Raw genomic sequence first — 16976 nt, 5'->3', positions numbered from 1 at the left:
CGGCCTTACGCGCCTGAGAAGAGATCGCAGGCGGGCGGATACAGGCCCAGCAGCAGGCGCGACAACGGCGCCGGCAGGCCGATTTCCCGCAGCCGGGCGATGGGGATCCAGGCGGATTCGCCCGCCTGCGCCGGGATCACGGCCGGATTGCGCGGCCGCTGCGTTGCGAGGGACGCGGGCTCGCTGTCCTGCGCCAGGCGGATTCCGGCGCAGGGCCCGGGCAGCTGCAGCCGCGCAGGCTGCATCAGCAGGCGAAAGTGCGTGAACACGTGCTCGACGCCGGCCAGGGCCTGCAAACTTTCCGCGGCGGTTGGCAACCGGGCGCAGGCGGCGTCCAGCGCGGGCCGGTCGTCGAAGGTCGGCAGCGCCCACAGGCCGCCCCAGATGCCGGCGTCGGGCCGGCGCTGCAGCCAGAGATGACCCTCGCATTCCAGGATCAGCATCCAGCAGTGGTGCCGGGCCTGGGCGCGCCGTGCGCGGGGACTGGGCAGCGCGTCCTGCAGGCCCAGTCGCCGCGCGGCGCAGTCCGCCGACAGCGGGCAGCGCGGGCAGTCCGGGCGGGAGCGGGTGCAGATGGTGGCGCCCAGATCCATCTGGCCCTGGGTGTAGGCCTGCATGTCCAGGTCGGCGGGCGCACGGTCCAGCCAGGCCTGCGCGTGCGTCCAGAGCGCGCGCATCATGGCGGTCGTGCCGGGATCTCCTTCCAGGGCCAGATATCGCGCCAGCACGCGGCGGACGTTGCCGTCCAGGATCGGGGCGCGTTCGCCGTAGGCGAAGGCCGCAATGGCCGCCGCCGTGGAACGGCCGATGCCGGGCAGGGATTCCAGTTCGGCCGCGCTGCGGGGAAATTGCCCCGCGTGCCGGTCGCGGATCGCCTGGGCGCAGCGGTGCAGGTTGCGGGCGCGGGCGTAGTATCCCAGGCCCGCCCAGGCTTGCAGCACCGCGTCGGCGGGCGCATCGGCCAGGGCGGCGACGGTGGGGAATCGCTCCAGGAAGCGCTGGTAGTAGGGAATGACGGTGGCGGCCTGGGTCTGCTGCAGCATGATTTCCGACAGCCAGATCCGGTAGGGATCGCGGGTGCGCTGCCAGGGCAGGCCGTGGCGGCCGGCCTGCAGCTGCCAGGCCGCGATGCGGGATGCGGGGTCTGCGGCCGACATCAGAACTGCGTGTGGCGGGTGACGGACAGGCGCGCGGCGACGGCCCCCAGCAGGATGATCAGCGCGCCCGACAGGAGCAGGTCCGGCGTGGCCGGCAGGCGCAGCGACCAGTCTATGCCGTAGCTTTGGGCGAAATGCCCCAGCAGGGTGTTCAGCGGCGCCATGGCCAGCCAGGCCAGCAGCAGGGCCAGCAGGCTGGCGGCCAGCCCGGTCAGCGCGCCCAGATACAGGAAGGGCCGCCGGACGAAGGATTCGGTGGCGCCGACCAGCCGCGCGACGGCGATTTCCTCCCGCAGAGTCAGGGCCTGTAGCCGCACGGTGTTGAAGACGGTGGCCAGGACGACGACGACGACGGCGATGGCCAGCAGACCCAGGCCCACCCGGACGAACGACAGCAGGGATTCCAGGCGCCGCACCCATTCGCTGTCGAGCTGCACGTGGTCCACCCCCGGCCACTGCCGCCAGGTGTCAGCCAGTTCGCGCGCCTGCTGGGCCGGAGCGTCGGAATCCTTCAACGTCACGATCAGGGCGTCGGGCAGCGGGTTGTCGGCCAGGGCGTCCAGGGCCTGCGCCCAGGCCGGGTCTGCGCGCAATTGCGCCATGGCCTGGTCGCGCGGCAGCAGCCGGGCGTCGGATATCTTGTCGCCCGCCTGGTCCTGCAGGCGCTTGAGCAGGGCCTGCTGCTGGCCGGTCGGCGTGCCGGGGGCCAGGAACAGGGTGAGTTCCGGGGCCACGGCCAGTTGCCTGGCCAGCGGCTGGCTGGACTGCAGCACGGCGGCGCCCAGGATGGGGACCGCCAGCATCAGAGCGATGACGACGATGTTGGCCAGGGACGAAAAGGGGTGCAGGCGCAGCCGGCGCAGGGCGACCCTGAAGGCATAGCGGTGGTGGCGCAGCCAGCGTTTCATGCGGGAACTCCGGCCAGGTCGGTGAAGCGGCCGGCATCGATGTGCAGGGTGCGCTGGGCGTAGCGGGCCATCAGGGCCGTATCGTGCGAAGCGATCAGGGTCGTGACCCCGACCTGATTGAAATCCCGGAAAACGTCCATGATGTGCGTGGCGCTGTCGTGATCGAGGTTGGCGGTGGGTTCGTCGGCGATGAGAATGGCCGGCCGCCCGACGATGGCCCGGGCGATCGCCAGCCGTTGCTGTTCGCCGCCGGACAATTCGATGGGCAGCATGGCTTCCTTGCCGCGCAGGCCGACTTTTTCCAGCGCGGCGCGCGCCCGGGTGGCGGCCATGGCGGGTTCCAGGCCCTGCACGGCCAGGGGCAGCAGCACGTTGTCGAATGCGTGGCGGTCGAACAGCAGGTGGGCGTCCTGCAGGATCAGGCCGACGGTGCGGCGCAGATAGGGCAGGGTGCGCGACGACAGGCGGTCGATGCGGTGGCCGTTGACGGTGACGGATCCCCGGCTGGCGGGTTCCAGTCCCCCCATCAGTTTCAGCAAGGTGGATTTCCCCGCGCCCGAGGGGCCGGACACGAAGATGAATTCCCCCGGCTCGATGCGGAAGTTGACGTCAGCCAGGATGTTGCGGCCGCGCCCGTAGGATTTGAAGACGTGCTGGAATTCGATCATGAGGTCCCTGTGCCAGGCTCTGCCGCCTGTCCGACCTGATTGTATTCCGTGTCGCCCGGCCGGATGGCGGCCCGCGGAGCCCTGCGACGAAAAGCCATGATCGCAACAAGGATTTACATTTGCGCGGACACATCCTGCTACGCTAGGCGCATCTCATCACGCACAGGAGAGTTCCATGGCAGCGGCAACTTACTATGTCACCCGGATGGCTGCGGTCGGCAGTCTGGCCTTGCTCACGGCGTGCGCCAACATGTCTCCCCAGGGCCAGCACACGGCTGTCGGGGCGGGGGCCGGGGCGGCCCTGGGCGCGGGCCTCGGGGCGCTGATCGGGGACAGCAGTCAGGCAGCGCTGATCGGCGCGGGCATCGGGTCGGTGGTCGGCGGGGTGGTGGGCTACAACTGGAAGGGCATCAAACAGGATGTCGAGAAGTCGGGGGCATCCGATCTGGGGGTTGCCGTGATTGAAATGCCGGATGGGACCTTGAAGGTCAACATTCCCAGCAATGTGTCGTTCGACACGAACAAGTCGGTGCTCAAGCCGGCGCTGCTGCCTGTGCTGGACAGCGTGGCGCGGGCCCTGAATCAGCATCCCGAATTGCGGGCGAAGGCGATCGGCTATACGGATACGACGGGGTCGGATGCGATCAACATGCCGCTGTCGCAGCGCCGCGCGGGCGCGGTGACGCAGTATCTGGCGGGCCAGGGGGTGGCGCCGGGCCGGCTGACGGCGGAAGGCCGCGGGTCGGCGAGCCCGGTGGGCGACAACAATACGCCGGAAGGGCGGGCGCTGAACCGGCGGGTGGAATTGTTCCTGTACGCGGTGAAGTGATCCGATTGTTCGCTTGAGTTCTCAAGTCGCCCGCGCGACTTGCATTCGTCGGGCGTAGGGCAGTCCTCGAGACTGTTCTACGCCCGGCCTCTTTTCCGCCCACCTTTCAGAATCATCCGAGCCCGTCCGTAGCGGCAGGAATCTCCACGTTTTCCCTAGTTTGAGCGCCATGGCTGCACTTGGTGCTTGCCTGTTGTGCCCTATCGAATGTAATTTGTGCACAATGTGTATGGAGTTAGGCACAATCTTCCCCCTAAACCGTTACTTGCGAGACCGATCATGCAGACTTCCAAGACAAAGCTTGCTTTCAGGACCCCGCTGTACGTTGTGGCTTTCGTGGGCGCCCTGCTGTGGGCGGCAGCTGTTTCCGCTGCCGCCGCCAATCTCAAAATGGCATCCGGATATCCGGATGCCAACTATCTGACCCAGACCGTCCGCGACTTTATTGCGGACGTTCACAGCCGCAGCGGCGGCTCCTTGGGAATCGACTTGCACAACAATCAATCGCTGGTGAAGTTGCCGGAAATGATGAGGGCGGTGCAGACCAACCAGGTGGCATTGGCGGATGTCCGGCTTGGCAACTATGGGAATCAGGACCCCGTCTATATTCTGGATGCCATCCCTTTTCTGGCCGGTGACTATGATGCCGCCGAGAAGCTCTGGCAGGCCTCCCGGCCCTATCTGACCGCTTCGTTTGAAAAGCGCGGCATGACGGTGCTGTTCGCGATGTGGAATCCGCCGCAGGGTTTCTACACGGTCAAGCCTGTCGCGCAAGTGCAGGATCTGGAGGGCCTGAAACTGCGGGTCTACAGCACGGAAACCCGTCGCATGGGCGATTTGCTGAAGGCTGAGCCCTTGATTGTCCAGTTCGGAGAAATTCCGCAGGCGTTTTCGACCGGACTGATCAATGCGATGTTCACGTCTCCCCAGACGGGCATTGACACGCAGGCGTGGGATTTCGTGAAGAATCTGACGATGGTCGGCGCGCTGTTCACGAAGCAGCTGGTGGTCATCAATACCGATGTGTTCCGGAAATTGTCGAAGCAGGAGCAGGCGGCGTTGATCGACGCAGGCAAGGCTGCTGAAAAGGCCGGCTTTGATCGGATGAAGGCACTGACGGATGAGCAATTGCTCGTCATGCGGAACAAGGGGGTGAATGTCGTCCAGGCGTCCCCGTCGTTCATCAAGCAATTGCAGCAGGTCGGTGTGCAGATGGAAGAAGATTGGAAATCGAAGGCATCCGCTGAGCAACGCAAGGTGCTGGATCTCTATCTTGATTCGGTCAAGCGCTAGGGCTCGGTCATGGATCGCCTCGTTCGATGCGCGGGCGCCGTTTCCGTGATGTGCCTGTCGGGGATGGTGTTGGTTCTCATCGCGACCTTGGTGTTGCGTCCCTTTGGAATCCTGGTGCCGTCATCCGAAATCATCACGACTTATCTGATGGTGGGCATGGCGTTCTTCGGGCTGGTCTACGCCTACGCGGGGGGGGCGCACGTCCGTGTGGATGCGCTGTACCGGCATCTGCCCGCGGGGTTGCGCCGTGGCGTGGACGTACTCAGCCATGTCGGGGCTGCCGCGTTGTGTGGCGCCATCGCCTGGCATTCCGGCAGCCTCGCCTGGATGGCTTTTGTTTATCACGATTTGAGCGATGGCTTGATTGCCATTCCGATGTGGCTGCCCATGTCGCCGGTGGCGTTGGGTTTCGGCTTGTTCGCTCTGGCGCTGTTGCGGGATGGCGTGCGGGTCCTGCGGGGACAGCCGGTCTGTTTCGCCGTCAGTGAAAAAGACGATGCGGCTGCTTTGGCAGCGGCCGGTTCGAAGGAGACGCCATGACTGGTATTTTCATCACGTTGGTCGTGTTGCTCGCCGTTCTGTTGTCCTTGGGGTTCTGGGTCGGCTTGTCATTGCTGGTCGTCGGCATCGCGGGGCTGGTGATGCTCGATGCCAGCAATGCCGGCGGGCTGGTGGCCAGCGCGGTTTTCGCATCCATCGACAGCTGGCCCTTGACCGCATTGCCGCTGTTCCTGCTGATGGGCGAACTGCTGTTCCAGTCCAAGTTGTCGGAAAACATGTTTCGCGGGTTTGCTCCGCTCGTGCGCTGGCTGCCGGGCAGGCTGCTGCACGTCAATGTCCTGGGCTGCGGGGTGCTGGCCGCAATCGTCGGCTCCAGCGGCGTGTGTTGCGCGACGATCGGGCGAATGTCGGTGCCTGAACTGACCCGCCGCGGCTATCGGGAAAGCATGATCATTGGCACCCTGACCGGGTCTGGAACGCTGGGTTTGCTGATTCCTCCGTCGATCATGATGATCGTCTACGGTATTGTCAGCCAGACCTCGATCGCTCGACTGTTTCTCGCAGGGGTGTTGCCGGGCTTGGTGCTGATGGGCCTGTTCATGGGGTATATCGTCCTCTGGTCGTTGTTGCATCGTGACGGCGTGCCCGAAGATCGGGCCGATGATCAGGTCCGCTGGCGCGACGTGGGACGAATCGTGCCCCCGATCATGCTGGTGTTCGTGGTGATCGGCAGCATCTACGGCGGCTGGGCCACGCCCACGGAGTCGGCTGTCATCGGCGTGGCTGGCGCCATGGTGCTTGCTACGGCCGGCGGCTCCATGTCCTGGCCCATGCTGCACAGGGCGCTCACGGGCACGGTCAAGACGTCCACCTTGATTCTATTGATCATTGCGGGTGCGTCCGTGCTCACCACGGCGCTGGACTTCTCGGGCATCCCGAAGGTCGCAGCCGAAGCCGTGGTCGCCATGAACTTGAATCAGTATCAATTACTGGCGGCTCTGACGCTGCTGTATTTGGTGCTGGGATGCTTCCTGGAAGGCGTGTCGATGATCGTGCTGACTGCGGCCATCGTGTTGCCCATGACCCAGGCGGTTGGCATCGACCCGGTCTGGTTTGGCATCTACCTGGTGGTCATTGTCGAGTTGGCGCAAATCACGCCGCCGGTCGGCTTCAACCTTTTTATTCTGCAAGCCCTGACGGGACGCGATCTGCTGGCTGTGGCCAAGGCGTCGGTGCCGTTCTTCTTTTTGTTGGTGTCGGCAATCGTGATGTTCGCGATATTCCCGGAAATTGTGCTGTATCTGCCCAGAACAATGATAGGTCGTTAAGGAAAACATGATGCGTGATCTGAGGGGGTATGGCGACCAGCCGCCCGCTGTGGCGTGGCCGGGCGGGGCCAGGGTGGCGGTGTCGTTCGTATTGAATTTCGAGGAAGGCGCGGAGTTCAGTATCGCAGATGGCGACGCCTGCAACGAGTCGATTTATGAAGTCATTGATCAACAGGACGTCCTGGACCCTTGCATCGACAGCCATTTTGAATACGGGACCAGGGTCGCCTACTGGCGCATCGTCGATCTTGCGGAACAGTACGGGATTCCGCTGACCGTCAGCGCCTGTGGCCAGGCGGTCCGGCGATCGCCTTGGCTGGTTCAGGACGCGGCTCGCCGGGGACACGAAATCGCCGCGCATGGATTTCGCTGGCAGACCCATGCCGGCATGCCGATCGAGACCGAACGCCGGGTCATTGCCATGACCGTGGAAGCGATCCGGCAGGCCACGGGGCGCTCCCCGGTGGGTTGGCATACGCGCTCGGTCCGGACGGCCAACACTCGCGTCCTGCTGCGCGAACAGGGCTTTCTGTACGACAGCGATGCTTATAATGACGACACGCCCTATTTTGTCGACGTGTGCGGTGAACGTCATCTTGTCCTGCCCTATGCATTCGATACGAACGACATGCAATTCCAGAATACCAATCGCTTCGACACGGGGGAGTCGTTTGCCCGCTATGTGTGCGATGGGTTCGACTGGCTGTATCGCGAAGGGCAGCGGTTTCCGCGAATGCTGTCGGTCGGGCTGCACCTGCGTATGATCGGTCGACCCGCACGGATGAGCGCGCTGGAGCGAATTTTTGCGCACGTCGCTGCGCAGGGCGGCTGGGTTGCCACCCGAGAGCAGATCGCTCGGCATTGGATAGCCAGCGTGCCGTCGGCAGCATAGGACAGGTGAAGCATCGATGGCGCTGAAGTTCGATGACCAAGTCATTTATGACGTTCTGTCGGAGGCCCTGCTTTCGGGACAGCTGGCTGCCGGGGCCAAACTGGGAGAACAGCGGCTGGCCACCACGTTTGGCGTCACTCGGGAGCGCATCCGCAAGGTCCTGCACCGTCTGGGGCATGAGCGCCTGATTGAAATCATTCCCAATCGCGGCGCCTATGTCGTCAACCCCAGCATCCAGGATGCCCATGAAATTTATGAGGCGCGCCGGATTGTGGAAGGCGGCATCGCCTGGCGGCTTGCCGAGTGCCTGAACGATGAACAGAGGGCGTCGCTCCGGATTCATTTCGCAAGCGAGCAGCATGCGCATCACCAGCGTAGCCGCGCCGAATCGGTCCGTCTGTCAGGAGAGTTCCACATCATCCTGGCGCATATGACGGGCAACGACTTCCTCATCCGTACCATGCAGGAATTGGTCGCGAAAACTTCCATGCTGGTTGCTCTCTTCGAAGACAGCAATGCGACGGCTTGCGCGGTGGATGAGCATGAAGCCATACTGCGCGCGCTGGAGGAGCGGGACTCGCCCGCCGCTGCGCACGCCATGATGGTGCATCTGGCGCTGATTGAAACCCGGTTGCTGCCGCGGGCGGTTCCGGCGGGAAAGGCGGATGTACTGCCTGCGCTGCGTCGGGCGATTGACTCTTATGCCGCGCGGAAGGCGGCGTCCCCGGCGGGAGATCGATAGCATGGATATCCTGCTGTTGAACCCCAATACGTCGCTGGAGATGACGCGGCATATTGTTCGAGAAGCGCGGCAGCACGTTCCTGGGGACGTGACAATCGTGCCGGCGACGGCTCGATTCGGAGGAGCGGTCATTGCGTCGCGGGTCTCTTATGCCATTGCCGCTCATGCGGGCCTGGATGCCTACGTGCAGTATCACGGCCGGGTGGATGTCGTCGTCGTTGCCTGCTTCGGTGATCCGGGCCTTGAGGCGCTGCGCGAGCTCGCCTCGGTGCCTGTGGTCGGCTTGCTGGAATCGTCGGTAGCGTCCGCTGCTTTCCATCAAGAGCCTTTCGCGATCATCACGGCGGGCGCGGCATGGGTGCCGATGCTCGGCGAGCGAATGCTGTCGATGCCGCATGCCGATTTGGCGCGCGGCATATTTGCCGTTGATACCACGGGTCTGGACATCACCAGGAATCCTGCCGCCTTCACAGACATGATGCAAAGCGCCGTGGATGATGCCACCCGGGCCGGAGCCCGTACGATCATTCTGGGCGGTTCGGCCCTGTCCGGCTTCGGGGGGCGCCTGCGGGCCTCCGTCCGGCTGATCGACCCGCTCGCGGCCGCCATGGCGCAGGCGGTCCAGGCGGGGCTGGCGAGCGAGGCGCCGCGCGCGCCGCCGGTCCCCGGGATCGCGTATCACGGCGTGTCCCGCGAATTGGCCAGCCTTCTGGCGGGACATGCCGTTTGACGCGTGAGCGGCATCACGCCTTCTGATAGATCTCCGCCCCCTGCGCAATGAACTCCGCGGATTTCGCCGCCATGCCCTGCGCCAGGGCGGTCGCCTCGTCCAGACCGTTGTCCTTCGCGTAATCCCGCACGTCCTGCGAAATCTTCATGCTGCAGAACTTCGGCCCGCACATCGAACAGAAGTGCGCCACCTTCATCGAATCCTTGGGCAGCGTCTCGTCGTGGAAGGCCCGGGCCGTGTCCGGATCCAGGCCCAGATTGAACTGATCGTCCCAGCGGAACTCGAAACGCGCCTTGGACAAGGCATTGTCCCGGATCGCCGCGCCCGGATGGCCCTTGGCCAGATCGGCCGCGTGGGCGGCGATCTTGTACGTGATGATCCCGTCCTTCACGTCCTTCTTGTTGGGCAGGCCCAGGTGTTCCTTGGGCGTCACATAGCACAGCATCGCCGTGCCGTACCAGCCGATCAGCGCGGCGCCGATTCCGGAAGTGATGTGGTCGTAGCCCGGAGCGATGTCCGTCGTCAGCGGTCCCAGGGTGTAGAACGGCGCCTCGTGGCAGTGCTTCAACTGCAGGTCCATGTTCTCGCGGATCATCTGCATCGGCACGTGGCCGGGGCCTTCGATCATCACCTGCACGTCGTGCTTCCAGGCCACCTGGGTCAGTTCGCCCAGCGTGCGCAGTTCCGCGAACTGGGCTTCGTCGTTGGCGTCGTAGCCCGAGCCGGGGCGCAGCCCGTCGCCCAGGGAAAAGCTGACGTCATAGGCCTTCATGATCTCGCAGATGTCTTCGAAATGCTCGTACAGGAAGCTTTCCTTGTGGTGCGCCAGGCACCATTTGGCCATGATCGAGCCGCCGCGCGACACGATGCCGGTCATGCGGCTGGCGGTCATGGGCACGAAGGGCAGGCGCACGCCGGCGTGGATGGTGAAATAGTCCACGCCCTGTTCGGCCTGTTCGATCAGCGTGTCGCGGAAGATCTCCCAGTTCAGCTCCTCGGCCACGCCGCCGACCTTCTCCAGGGCCTGGTAGATCGGCACCGTGCCGATGGGCACCGGCGAATTGCGGATGATCCATTCCCGGGTCTCGTGGATGTGCTTGCCGGTGGACAGGTCCATCACGGTGTCGCCGCCCCAGCGGATCGCCCAGGTCATCTTTTCGACTTCCTCGCTGATGTCGGAACGGATCGCCGAGTTGCCGATGTTGGCGTTGACCTTGACCAGGAAGTTGCGGCCGATGGCCATGGGTTCGACTTCCGGGTGGTTGATGTTGGCCGGAATGATGGCGCGGCCCCGGGCGACTTCGTCGCGCACGAATTCCGGCGTCATGGCCGGCGGGATGGCGGCGCCGAACGATTGGCCGGGATGCTGGCGCGTGAGGCGTTCCGCCAGGCGGGCGCCTTCGGGGCCGCAGTTGCGCAGGCTTTCCACATAGTGTTCGCGGCGCAGGTTTTCCCGGATGGCGACGTATTCCATTTCCGGCGTCACGATGCCGCGCCGCGCGTAGTGCATCTGCGTGACGTTGGCGCCGGCGCTGGCGCGGCGCGGGGCCCGGGTGCGGGCGAAGCGCAGAGCGTCCAGTTCCGGGTCGGCCTGGCGGGCGCGGCCGTACTGGCTGCTCAGGCCCTCCAGGGCTTCGGTGTCCCGGCGTTCCAGGATCCAGGGCAGGCGGGGGGTGCCCAGACCTTGCCGGATGTCGATGGCCGCATCCGGGTCGGTATAGGGGCCGCTGGTGTCGTAGACTGTCAGGGGCGGATTGCTTTCGCCGCCGAACAGCGAGGGCGTGTCGTCCTGCCGGATTTCCCGGAAGGGGACGCGGATGTCGGGGCGGGAGCCCGTTTCATAGACTTTGCGGGAAGCGGGCAGCGGCTGGACGGCGGCGCTGTCGACCGTGGCCTGAGTGGCGAAAAACTGAGGATTGGCGTTCAAGAGGAAGCTCCAGGTTCGAAAGTTTTCGGAAATGGAGCCGAGTCGGGGAGGAGGGAAAGCGCGTTCCGGGGAAGAGCTGGACACCGCGCACGCTCCCAGCATCGGCATTATCCGTACTGGTACGAAGGGTGTTTCTCAACCCGCCGGCTTTGCCGTCGAGTACCCCTGCGAGGAGTCAAGTATAGGGGGATCGTGCGCCGTCCGCCAGTGCCCGCCCTGAAAATAGTCAGTATTTTTCGGGAGACAGCAGGCTGTCGATCAAGGCGGAGACCGTTGCTTCCACCGCCTGCCGGTCTTTCTGCCTCAGCGACCAGAACACGCGGGGTTCGATGGAGGGAAACGGCCAGGGGGATGCCGGATCGTGCATGGAGGCCGGGGTGTTGCTGGCCGGATGGGCGGCGCCGTCGCCGCGGCTCAGCCAGTAGATGTCCACGCCCAGCGTCTGCGCCAGGTTCAGCAGTTTCTTGGGGGATCGCCGGCTGCCGTTCTCGTAGCTGGAAATGGCGCTTTGAGACAGCCCGCAAGCATGCGCCAGTTGCGCCTGTGACAGGCCCAGCCGGATCCGGGTTTGCCGCAATCGTTCGCCAAATGTTTCCACGCCCCCATTGGACTAAAAACCTATACCACGTTGGTGTTCATTGGATATCACTAATGTAATAATGAGAGACTGGATGATGACACTTGCCGCGCACGGGCCATGCATGGATGGCCGCAGGCGCGGCGGCGGGGGATGAATGTTCGGGGAAACCGGCACGGGCGGCCAGGGGGTCTGGGCGCTGGCGCAGACAGACAATGTGTGGCTTCATCGTTTGGCATCCGCGGGGTGCCGGGTGACGCGCTTCACCGATGCGTCGGCCCTGCGGCGAGCGATGGCGCGGCCGGATGTCCGGGAACCGGCCGCGCTGGTGCTGCTGGACGACGTCGCGTCCAATTGCCGGGCGGCGCAGGCTGCCCGGCTGACCTGGCCCGGGCTGAGCCTCGTCGCCTGGCACGGCCAGCCGGTGGGGCCCGAACAGGCGGCCCTGCTGTCCTGCGGGGTGGATTATGTGCTGCGGCCAGACGACCCGCCGCCCTTGCTGGCGTCGGTGCTGGCGGCGCTGGCCTGCCGCCGCGACCGCTTCGGCGCGGCCGGGCTGCCCCGCCATTTCCCTGCGCCGGGCCAAGAAGATGCGGACCTGCGGATCGGACCGTGGCGTCTGGCGGATCTGGCGTGGGTCCTGAAACACGAGGACGCGTCGCTGCGCCTGACCGTGTCGGAACGCGCGATCCTGCTGTGCCTGTTCGACGCGCCGGGCCACGTGGCCAGTCATGCCGATCTGGTCGCCGCGGTGCTGCATGTCTGGCGGCCCCAGCAGGTCCGTATCCGCGATCCCCGGTGCCGCAGCACCATCAGCCGCCTGCGGCGGCGCGCCGGCGCGGTCGGCATGCCCGCGCCGCCGATCGAATCCCTGCGCGATTTCGGCTACGCCTGGGCCTTGTGAAAGGCGCGGCGGACGGCCCCCGTCCGCCGGGGCTCAGCGGTAGCGCTGCACCCCCAGGTCGTCGCTGCGGATGGCGGTGGACTGGCCGGACACGATGTCGGCGATCAGGCGGCCGCTGCCGCAGGACATGGTCCAGCCCAGCGTGCCGTGGCCGGTGTTCAGGAACAGATTGTCCAGCCGGGTGCGCCCGACGATGGGGGTGCTGTCCGGGGTCTTGGGACGCAGGCCGGTCCAGAAATTCACGTCGCCGGGCGTGTAGCTGCCCGGGAACAGATCGTTCAGGACCATTTCCAGGGTGCGCCGACGGCGCGGATCCAGATGGGTGTCGTAGCCGACGACCTCGGCCATGCCGCCTACGCGGATGCGCTGCTCGAAGCGGGTCAGGGCGATCTTGTAGGTTTCGTCCAGCAGCGTGGAAACGGGCGCCCGGGCGGGGTCGGCGATGTCCACGGTGATGGAATAGCCTTTCATGGGGTAGACCGGAATGTCCACGATGCCGCGCAGCAGCAGGGGCGAATACGAGCCCAGCGCCACCACGTAGGCGTCGGCCTGCTGCAGGCCCGACACGCACTGCACGCCGGTGATGCGTCCGCCCGCCTGATGCAGGGCCTGGATGGTTTCGCCATACCGGAACTGCACGCCCCGGGCTTCGGCCAGCCGGGTCAGGGCATGGGTGAACAGCCGGCAGTCGCCCGTCTCGTCGTCGGGGGTGCGCAGGCCGCCGACCAGCTTGTGGCGCACCTGGTGCAGGGCGGGTTCGTAGTCCGCCAGATGGTCGCCGTCGATCAGCTCGTAGGCCACTCCGGCGTCGCTCAGGGCCTGGACGTCGCGCTGGGCATCGTCCATCTGCTTCTGGGTGCGGAATACCTGCAGTGTGCCCTGGCGGCGGCCTTCGAACTGGATGCCGGTATCCGACTGCAGTTCGTGCAGGCACTGGCGGCTGTAAGCCGACAGACGCAGCATGCGGTCCTTGTTGGTGGCATAGCGGGCCGGCGTGCAGTTGCGCCACATGTCGAACATCCAGCGCAGCTGGAACAGACTGCCGTCGGGCCGGATGGTCAGCGGCGCATGCTGCGTGAACAGCCACTTCAGGGCCTTCAAGGGGATGCCGGGCGCCGCCCAGGGGGACGAATAGCCGAAGGACAACTGCCCGGCATTGCCGAAGCTGGTTTCCTCGGCGGTGCCGGATTCCCGGTCGATGACGGTCACTTCGTGTCCCTGGCACGCCAGGTAATAGGCGCTCGTGACCCCCACGACGCCGGCCCCTAAAACGAGAACCTTCATGATCGAACCTCGATTGGATTAATTTTTGATGATGATAGGCAATAACCTCAGGTGATTTTTCATGAAAAAATAGGGTTTTCATGATTTTCGACGTGCGCGGTCTAGCCAAACTCCAGGCAGCAGGACAAAATGCTGACAGGGCGGGCACAACCTTTCCGGCGCGGGTTTTCCGCGGTCGGCGGGCGGCTTTCACCGGTTTCGGGAGGGGACTCGCCGTTCGCGTCGGATGCCGCGCCGCCGGCGGCCGCGGCGCGTTTCTTCAGGAAGTTCTATGCGCATTCAGAAAGAATCCGTCCACACGCTGGACAAGATCGATCGTCGCATCCTGGATCTGCTGCAGCAAAACGGCCGCCTGTCCATGACGGAGCTGGCGGATGCGGTCGGCCTGACCGTCACTCCCTGCATCGAGCGGGTGCGGCGCCTGGAACGGGACGGCGTCATCACAGGCTACCATGCCCGGGTGTCCCCGGCCGCCCTGGATGCCGGCCTGCTGGTGTTCGTGGAAATCAGCATGTCCAGCAAGTCCGAGCGCACCTTCGAGGAATTCCGCCGCGAAGTGCTGTGCGTGCCCCAGGTGCTGGAATGCCATCTGGTGTCGGGGGAATTCGACTACCTGATCAAGGCCCGCATCAAGGAGATCGGCCAGTACCGCAATCTGCTGGGCAACATCCTGCTGCGCCTGCCGGGCGTGACCCAGACCAAAAGCTGCGTGGTCATGGAAGAGGTCAAGGAAACCCTGTTCGTTCCGGCGCAGAAATAGCCGGCCGCAGGCCGCCTGTCCCGCTGGCGGCGCGCCCGTCTTTATTCGTCCGTCTGCGGGGCGCGGGCGCGCACTACCACCAGGTTGTCGCGGTGGATCAGTTCCGGGTCGGACAGGTGTCCCAGGATGTCCGCGATGCGGGCGCTGGGCTGGCGCAGGATGCGCGCCGTGTCGTCCGACGAGTAATTGATCAGGCCCCGGCCGCATTCCACGCCGTGCTCGTCGACGCAGGCCACCACGTCGCCGCGTTCGAAATCGCCTTCCACGTCCGTGACGCCGATGGGCAGCAGGCTGCGATGGCCCTGGGTCAGGGCCCGCACGGCGCCGGCGTCCAGGGTGATGCGGCCGCGCAGTCGCAGGTGATTCACCATCCAGCGCTGGCGGGCGGACCTGACCGGCAGCACGGCCTGCAATTCGGTGCCGATGGCCTCGCCGGACGTCAGGCGCTGCAGCACGGCGGGCTCGCGACCGGACGCGATGATGGTGTGCCCGCCGCTGTTGGCGGCGCGCCGGGCGGCCAGGACCTTCGTCAGCATCCCGCCCGTGCCGATGGCGCTGCCCGAGCCGCCCGCCATGGCTTCCAGGGCGGGATCGCCCGCCTGGCCCTGGTGGATGAACTGCGCATCGGGATGCTTGCGCGGGTCGGCGCTGTACAGGCCGGCCTGGTCCGTCAGGATGATCAGCACGCTGGCTTCCACCAGATTGGTCACCAGGGCGCCCAGCGTGTCGTTGTCGCCCACGCGGATCTCGTCGGTGACGACCGTGTCGTTTTCGTTGACGATGGGCACCACGCCCAGGTTCAGCAGCGTCACCAGGGTGCTGCGGGCGTTCAGGTAGCGGCGCCGGTCCGCCAGGTCTTCATGGGTCAGCAGGATCTGGGCCGTGCGGATGCCGTGGCGGGCGAACGCGGCCTCGTAGGCCTGGACCAGACCCATCTGGCCGACGGCCGCCGCCGCTTGCAGTTCCGACATGGCCTTGGGGCGGCGCGGCCAGCCCAGGCGGGCCATGCCTTCGGCGATCGCCCCGCTGGAGACCAGGACCACCTGGCGGCCCGCCGCGTGCAGGGCAGCGATCTGCTCGGCCCATTGCGCGACCGCCTGCAGGTCGATGCCCCGCCCGTCGTTGGTGACCAGGGAAGAGCCGACTTTCAGGACCAGCCGGTGGGCGTCCCGGGCGACGGAGGGGGAAAGGGCGGGCGTGGACATGCGGTCGTGCGAAAGATGGGGACGGCGAGTGCCGGGGCTGGGTCATCCGACGGCCCGGTGATCGGGCCGTCGGGGGAGGTGCTTTGGAGTTTAGCGCAGCGTCGTTCAGGATGGCGTCTGTCCGGCTGGCGCATCCGGCGTTCCCGCAGCGCCCGAACCGTCCGGAAAACGAGGGTCGTCGTCGTGCGCGTGCTCGGCGCGCTGCTGCTCGTCCAGCCAGGACTGGATGGCGCCCATCAGGGGCTGGGTACCGGCGCCGGTCAGGGCGGAGATTCCGAACACCGGGCCCGTCCAGCGCAGTTCGCGGCAGATGCGGTCCTGGATGGCGGCCGGGTCTTCGACCATGTCGAGCTTGTTCAGCACCAGCCAGCGCGGCTTGGCGGCCAGCTCGGGACTGTAGCGTTCCAGTTCGCGCACGATGGCCCGGGCGTCCTGGATGGCCTGGGCGCAGGCGTCGACGTCGGGGTCGGGCGAGTGCACGTCCAGCAGGTGCAGCAGCACCCGCGTGCGGCTGAGGTGCCGCAGGAACTGGTGTCCCAGGCCGGCGCCTTCGGACGCGCCCTCGATCAGGCCCGGGATGTCGGCGATGACGAAGCTGTGCGACGCGGACGTGCGCACCACGCCCAGATTGGGATGCAGCGTGGTGAAGGGGTAGTCGGCGATCTTGGGCTTGGCGTTGGACACGCGCGTGATCAGCGTGGACTTCCCCGCGTTGGGCATGCCCAGCAGGCCCACGTCGGCCAGGACTTTCAGTTCCAGCCGCAGGCGGCGCTGTTCGCCTTCGCGTCCGGGGGTGAACTGGCGCGGCGCGCGGTTGGTGCTGGACTTGAAGTGCAGATTGCCCAGGCCGCCGTTGCCGCCGGCCGCCAGCGTGACCTGCGCGCCGTGGCGGTCCAGGTCGAACAGCTGTTCGTCCGTGTCGGCGTCGTGGATCACGGTGCCCACCGGCATGCGCAGAACGATGTCGGGAGCGCCCGCGCCGTACTGGTCCGAGCCCCGGCCGTTCTCGCCGTTCTTGGCCCGATGCAGGCGCGCGTAGCGGTAATCGATCAGGGTATTGATGTTGCGGTCGGCGATCGCGATGATCGAGCCGCCGCGCCCGCCGTCGCCGCCGTCCGGGCCGCCCATCGGGATGAATTTTTCCCGGCGAAAGCTGGCCACGCCATTGCCGCCTTTGCCGGCGATGACCTCGATGGTGGCTTCGTCTACGAATTTCATGGTGAATACATTCTAATGAAAAAAAAGACCCCGCCGGGTGGCAGGGCCTTTTT

General features: G+C 65.7%; 17 protein-coding genes and 1 riboswitch. Of the genes, 9 read left to right on the top strand and 8 right to left on the bottom strand.

All coding sequences use genetic code 11. From position 1 onward, the window contains the following. Nucleotides 1-5 precede the first annotated feature (5 nt). From mutY to Q0263_RS06420, 3 genes are read right to left on the bottom strand one after another with little or no spacing between them, the layout of a single operon-like run. Complete coding sequence (gene mutY / locus Q0263_RS06430; protein ID WP_298014504.1) at nt 6-1157, bottom strand: A/G-specific adenine glycosylase; 1152 nt, start codon at nt 1155-1157, stop codon at nt 6-8. Next, nucleotides 1157-2065: an ABC transporter permease gene (locus tag Q0263_RS06425; RefSeq protein WP_298014502.1), complete on the bottom strand. Its 909-nt coding sequence runs from the start codon at nt 2063-2065 to the stop codon at nt 1157-1159. Before Q0263_RS06425 ends, mutY begins: the two co-directional genes overlap by 1 nt. Next, nucleotides 2062-2733: an ATP-binding cassette domain-containing protein gene (locus tag Q0263_RS06420; RefSeq protein ID WP_298014501.1), complete on the bottom strand. Its 672-nt coding sequence runs from the start codon at nt 2731-2733 to the stop codon at nt 2062-2064. Before Q0263_RS06420 ends, Q0263_RS06425 begins: the two co-directional genes overlap by 4 nt. A gap of 175 nt (nt 2734-2908) precedes the next feature. Here Q0263_RS06420 and Q0263_RS06415 point away from each other — a divergent pair, with 175 nt between their 5' ends. From Q0263_RS06415 to Q0263_RS06385, 7 genes are all read left to right on the top strand, one after another. Further along, nucleotides 2909-3562 carry an OmpA family protein gene (locus Q0263_RS06415; RefSeq protein ID WP_298014499.1) on the top strand — a complete coding sequence of 218 codons (654 nt, stop codon included), beginning with the start codon at nt 2909-2911 and terminating at the stop codon, nt 3560-3562. 279 nt (nt 3563-3841) lie between these two features. Continuing rightward, nucleotides 3842-4855 (top strand): TRAP transporter substrate-binding protein, encoded by a 1014-nt coding sequence (locus tag Q0263_RS06410; protein WP_298014497.1) that lies wholly within the window; start codon nt 3842-3844, stop codon nt 4853-4855. Nucleotides 4856-4864: 9 nt separating this feature from the next. Then, nucleotides 4865-5395, top strand: a complete 531-nt coding sequence (locus Q0263_RS06405; RefSeq protein ID WP_298014495.1) for a TRAP transporter small permease — start codon at nt 4865-4867, stop codon at nt 5393-5395. Beyond that, complete coding sequence (locus Q0263_RS06400) at nt 5392-6684, top strand: TRAP transporter large permease subunit (protein ID WP_298014493.1); 1293 nt, start codon at nt 5392-5394, stop codon at nt 6682-6684. The genes Q0263_RS06405 and Q0263_RS06400 overlap by 4 nt, the downstream gene beginning before the upstream one ends. A gap of 7 nt (nt 6685-6691) precedes the next feature. Next, entirely contained in the window at nt 6692-7576 is an 885-nt protein-coding gene (locus tag Q0263_RS06395; protein WP_298014491.1) for a polysaccharide deacetylase family protein, read from the top strand. 16 nt (nt 7577-7592) lie between these two features. Continuing rightward, on the top strand, nt 7593-8318 hold the full coding sequence (locus Q0263_RS06390; protein ID WP_298014489.1) for a GntR family transcriptional regulator: 726 nt from the start codon (nt 7593-7595) through the stop codon (nt 8316-8318). 1 nt (nt 8319) lies between these two features. After that, nucleotides 8320-9048 (top strand): aspartate/glutamate racemase family protein, encoded by a 729-nt coding sequence (locus tag Q0263_RS06385; RefSeq protein ID WP_298014487.1) that lies wholly within the window; start codon nt 8320-8322, stop codon nt 9046-9048. A 13-nt stretch (nt 9049-9061) separates the two neighbouring features. On the opposite strand, the gene thiC is transcribed toward Q0263_RS06385, so the two are convergent. Beyond that, nucleotides 9062-10975, bottom strand: coding sequence for a phosphomethylpyrimidine synthase ThiC (gene thiC, locus Q0263_RS06380; protein ID WP_298014485.1), 1914 nt, complete (start codon nt 10973-10975; stop codon nt 9062-9064). A gap of 76 nt (nt 10976-11051) precedes the next feature. Next, nucleotides 11052-11152, bottom strand: a riboswitch (TPP riboswitch). Nucleotides 11153-11201: 49 nt separating this feature from the next. Then, the gene (locus tag Q0263_RS06375; protein ID WP_366140687.1) at nt 11202-11552 is read right to left on the bottom strand and encodes a helix-turn-helix transcriptional regulator; all 351 of its coding nucleotides are present in this window, start codon (nt 11550-11552) and stop codon (nt 11202-11204) included. A gap of 157 nt (nt 11553-11709) precedes the next feature. Between Q0263_RS06375 and Q0263_RS06370 the strand changes: the two genes are divergently transcribed. Further along, a complete protein-coding gene (locus tag Q0263_RS06370; RefSeq protein ID WP_298014481.1) occupies nt 11710-12456 on the top strand; it encodes a hypothetical protein in 747 nt (248 codons plus the stop codon). A 33-nt stretch (nt 12457-12489) separates the two neighbouring features. On the opposite strand, the gene Q0263_RS06365 is transcribed toward Q0263_RS06370, so the two are convergent. After that, nucleotides 12490-13740: a D-amino acid dehydrogenase gene (locus Q0263_RS06365; RefSeq protein ID WP_298014479.1), complete on the bottom strand. Its 1251-nt coding sequence runs from the start codon at nt 13738-13740 to the stop codon at nt 12490-12492. Between the two features lie 271 nt (nt 13741-14011). Here Q0263_RS06365 and Q0263_RS06360 point away from each other — a divergent pair, with 271 nt between their 5' ends. Continuing rightward, nucleotides 14012-14500 (top strand): winged helix-turn-helix transcriptional regulator, encoded by a 489-nt coding sequence (locus tag Q0263_RS06360; RefSeq protein ID WP_298014477.1) that lies wholly within the window; start codon nt 14012-14014, stop codon nt 14498-14500. A gap of 41 nt (nt 14501-14541) precedes the next feature. Here Q0263_RS06360 and proB read toward each other — a convergent pair whose 3' ends face one another. Then, nucleotides 14542-15705, bottom strand: coding sequence for a glutamate 5-kinase (gene proB, locus Q0263_RS06355; protein WP_298014475.1), 1164 nt, complete (start codon nt 15703-15705; stop codon nt 14542-14544). 105 nt (nt 15706-15810) lie between these two features. Continuing rightward, the gene (obgE, locus tag Q0263_RS06350; RefSeq protein ID WP_298014473.1) at nt 15811-16923 is read right to left on the bottom strand and encodes a GTPase ObgE; all 1113 of its coding nucleotides are present in this window, start codon (nt 16921-16923) and stop codon (nt 15811-15813) included. Nucleotides 16924-16976 lie beyond the last annotated feature (53 nt).

Source organism: uncultured Castellaniella sp., assembly GCF_937988725.1.
In the GTDB taxonomy this organism is placed as follows: domain Bacteria; phylum Pseudomonadota; class Gammaproteobacteria; order Burkholderiales; family Burkholderiaceae_B; genus Castellaniella.
The sequence above is the reverse complement of the archived record's forward strand: the minus strand, read 5'-3'. Positions and strand labels throughout refer to the sequence as shown.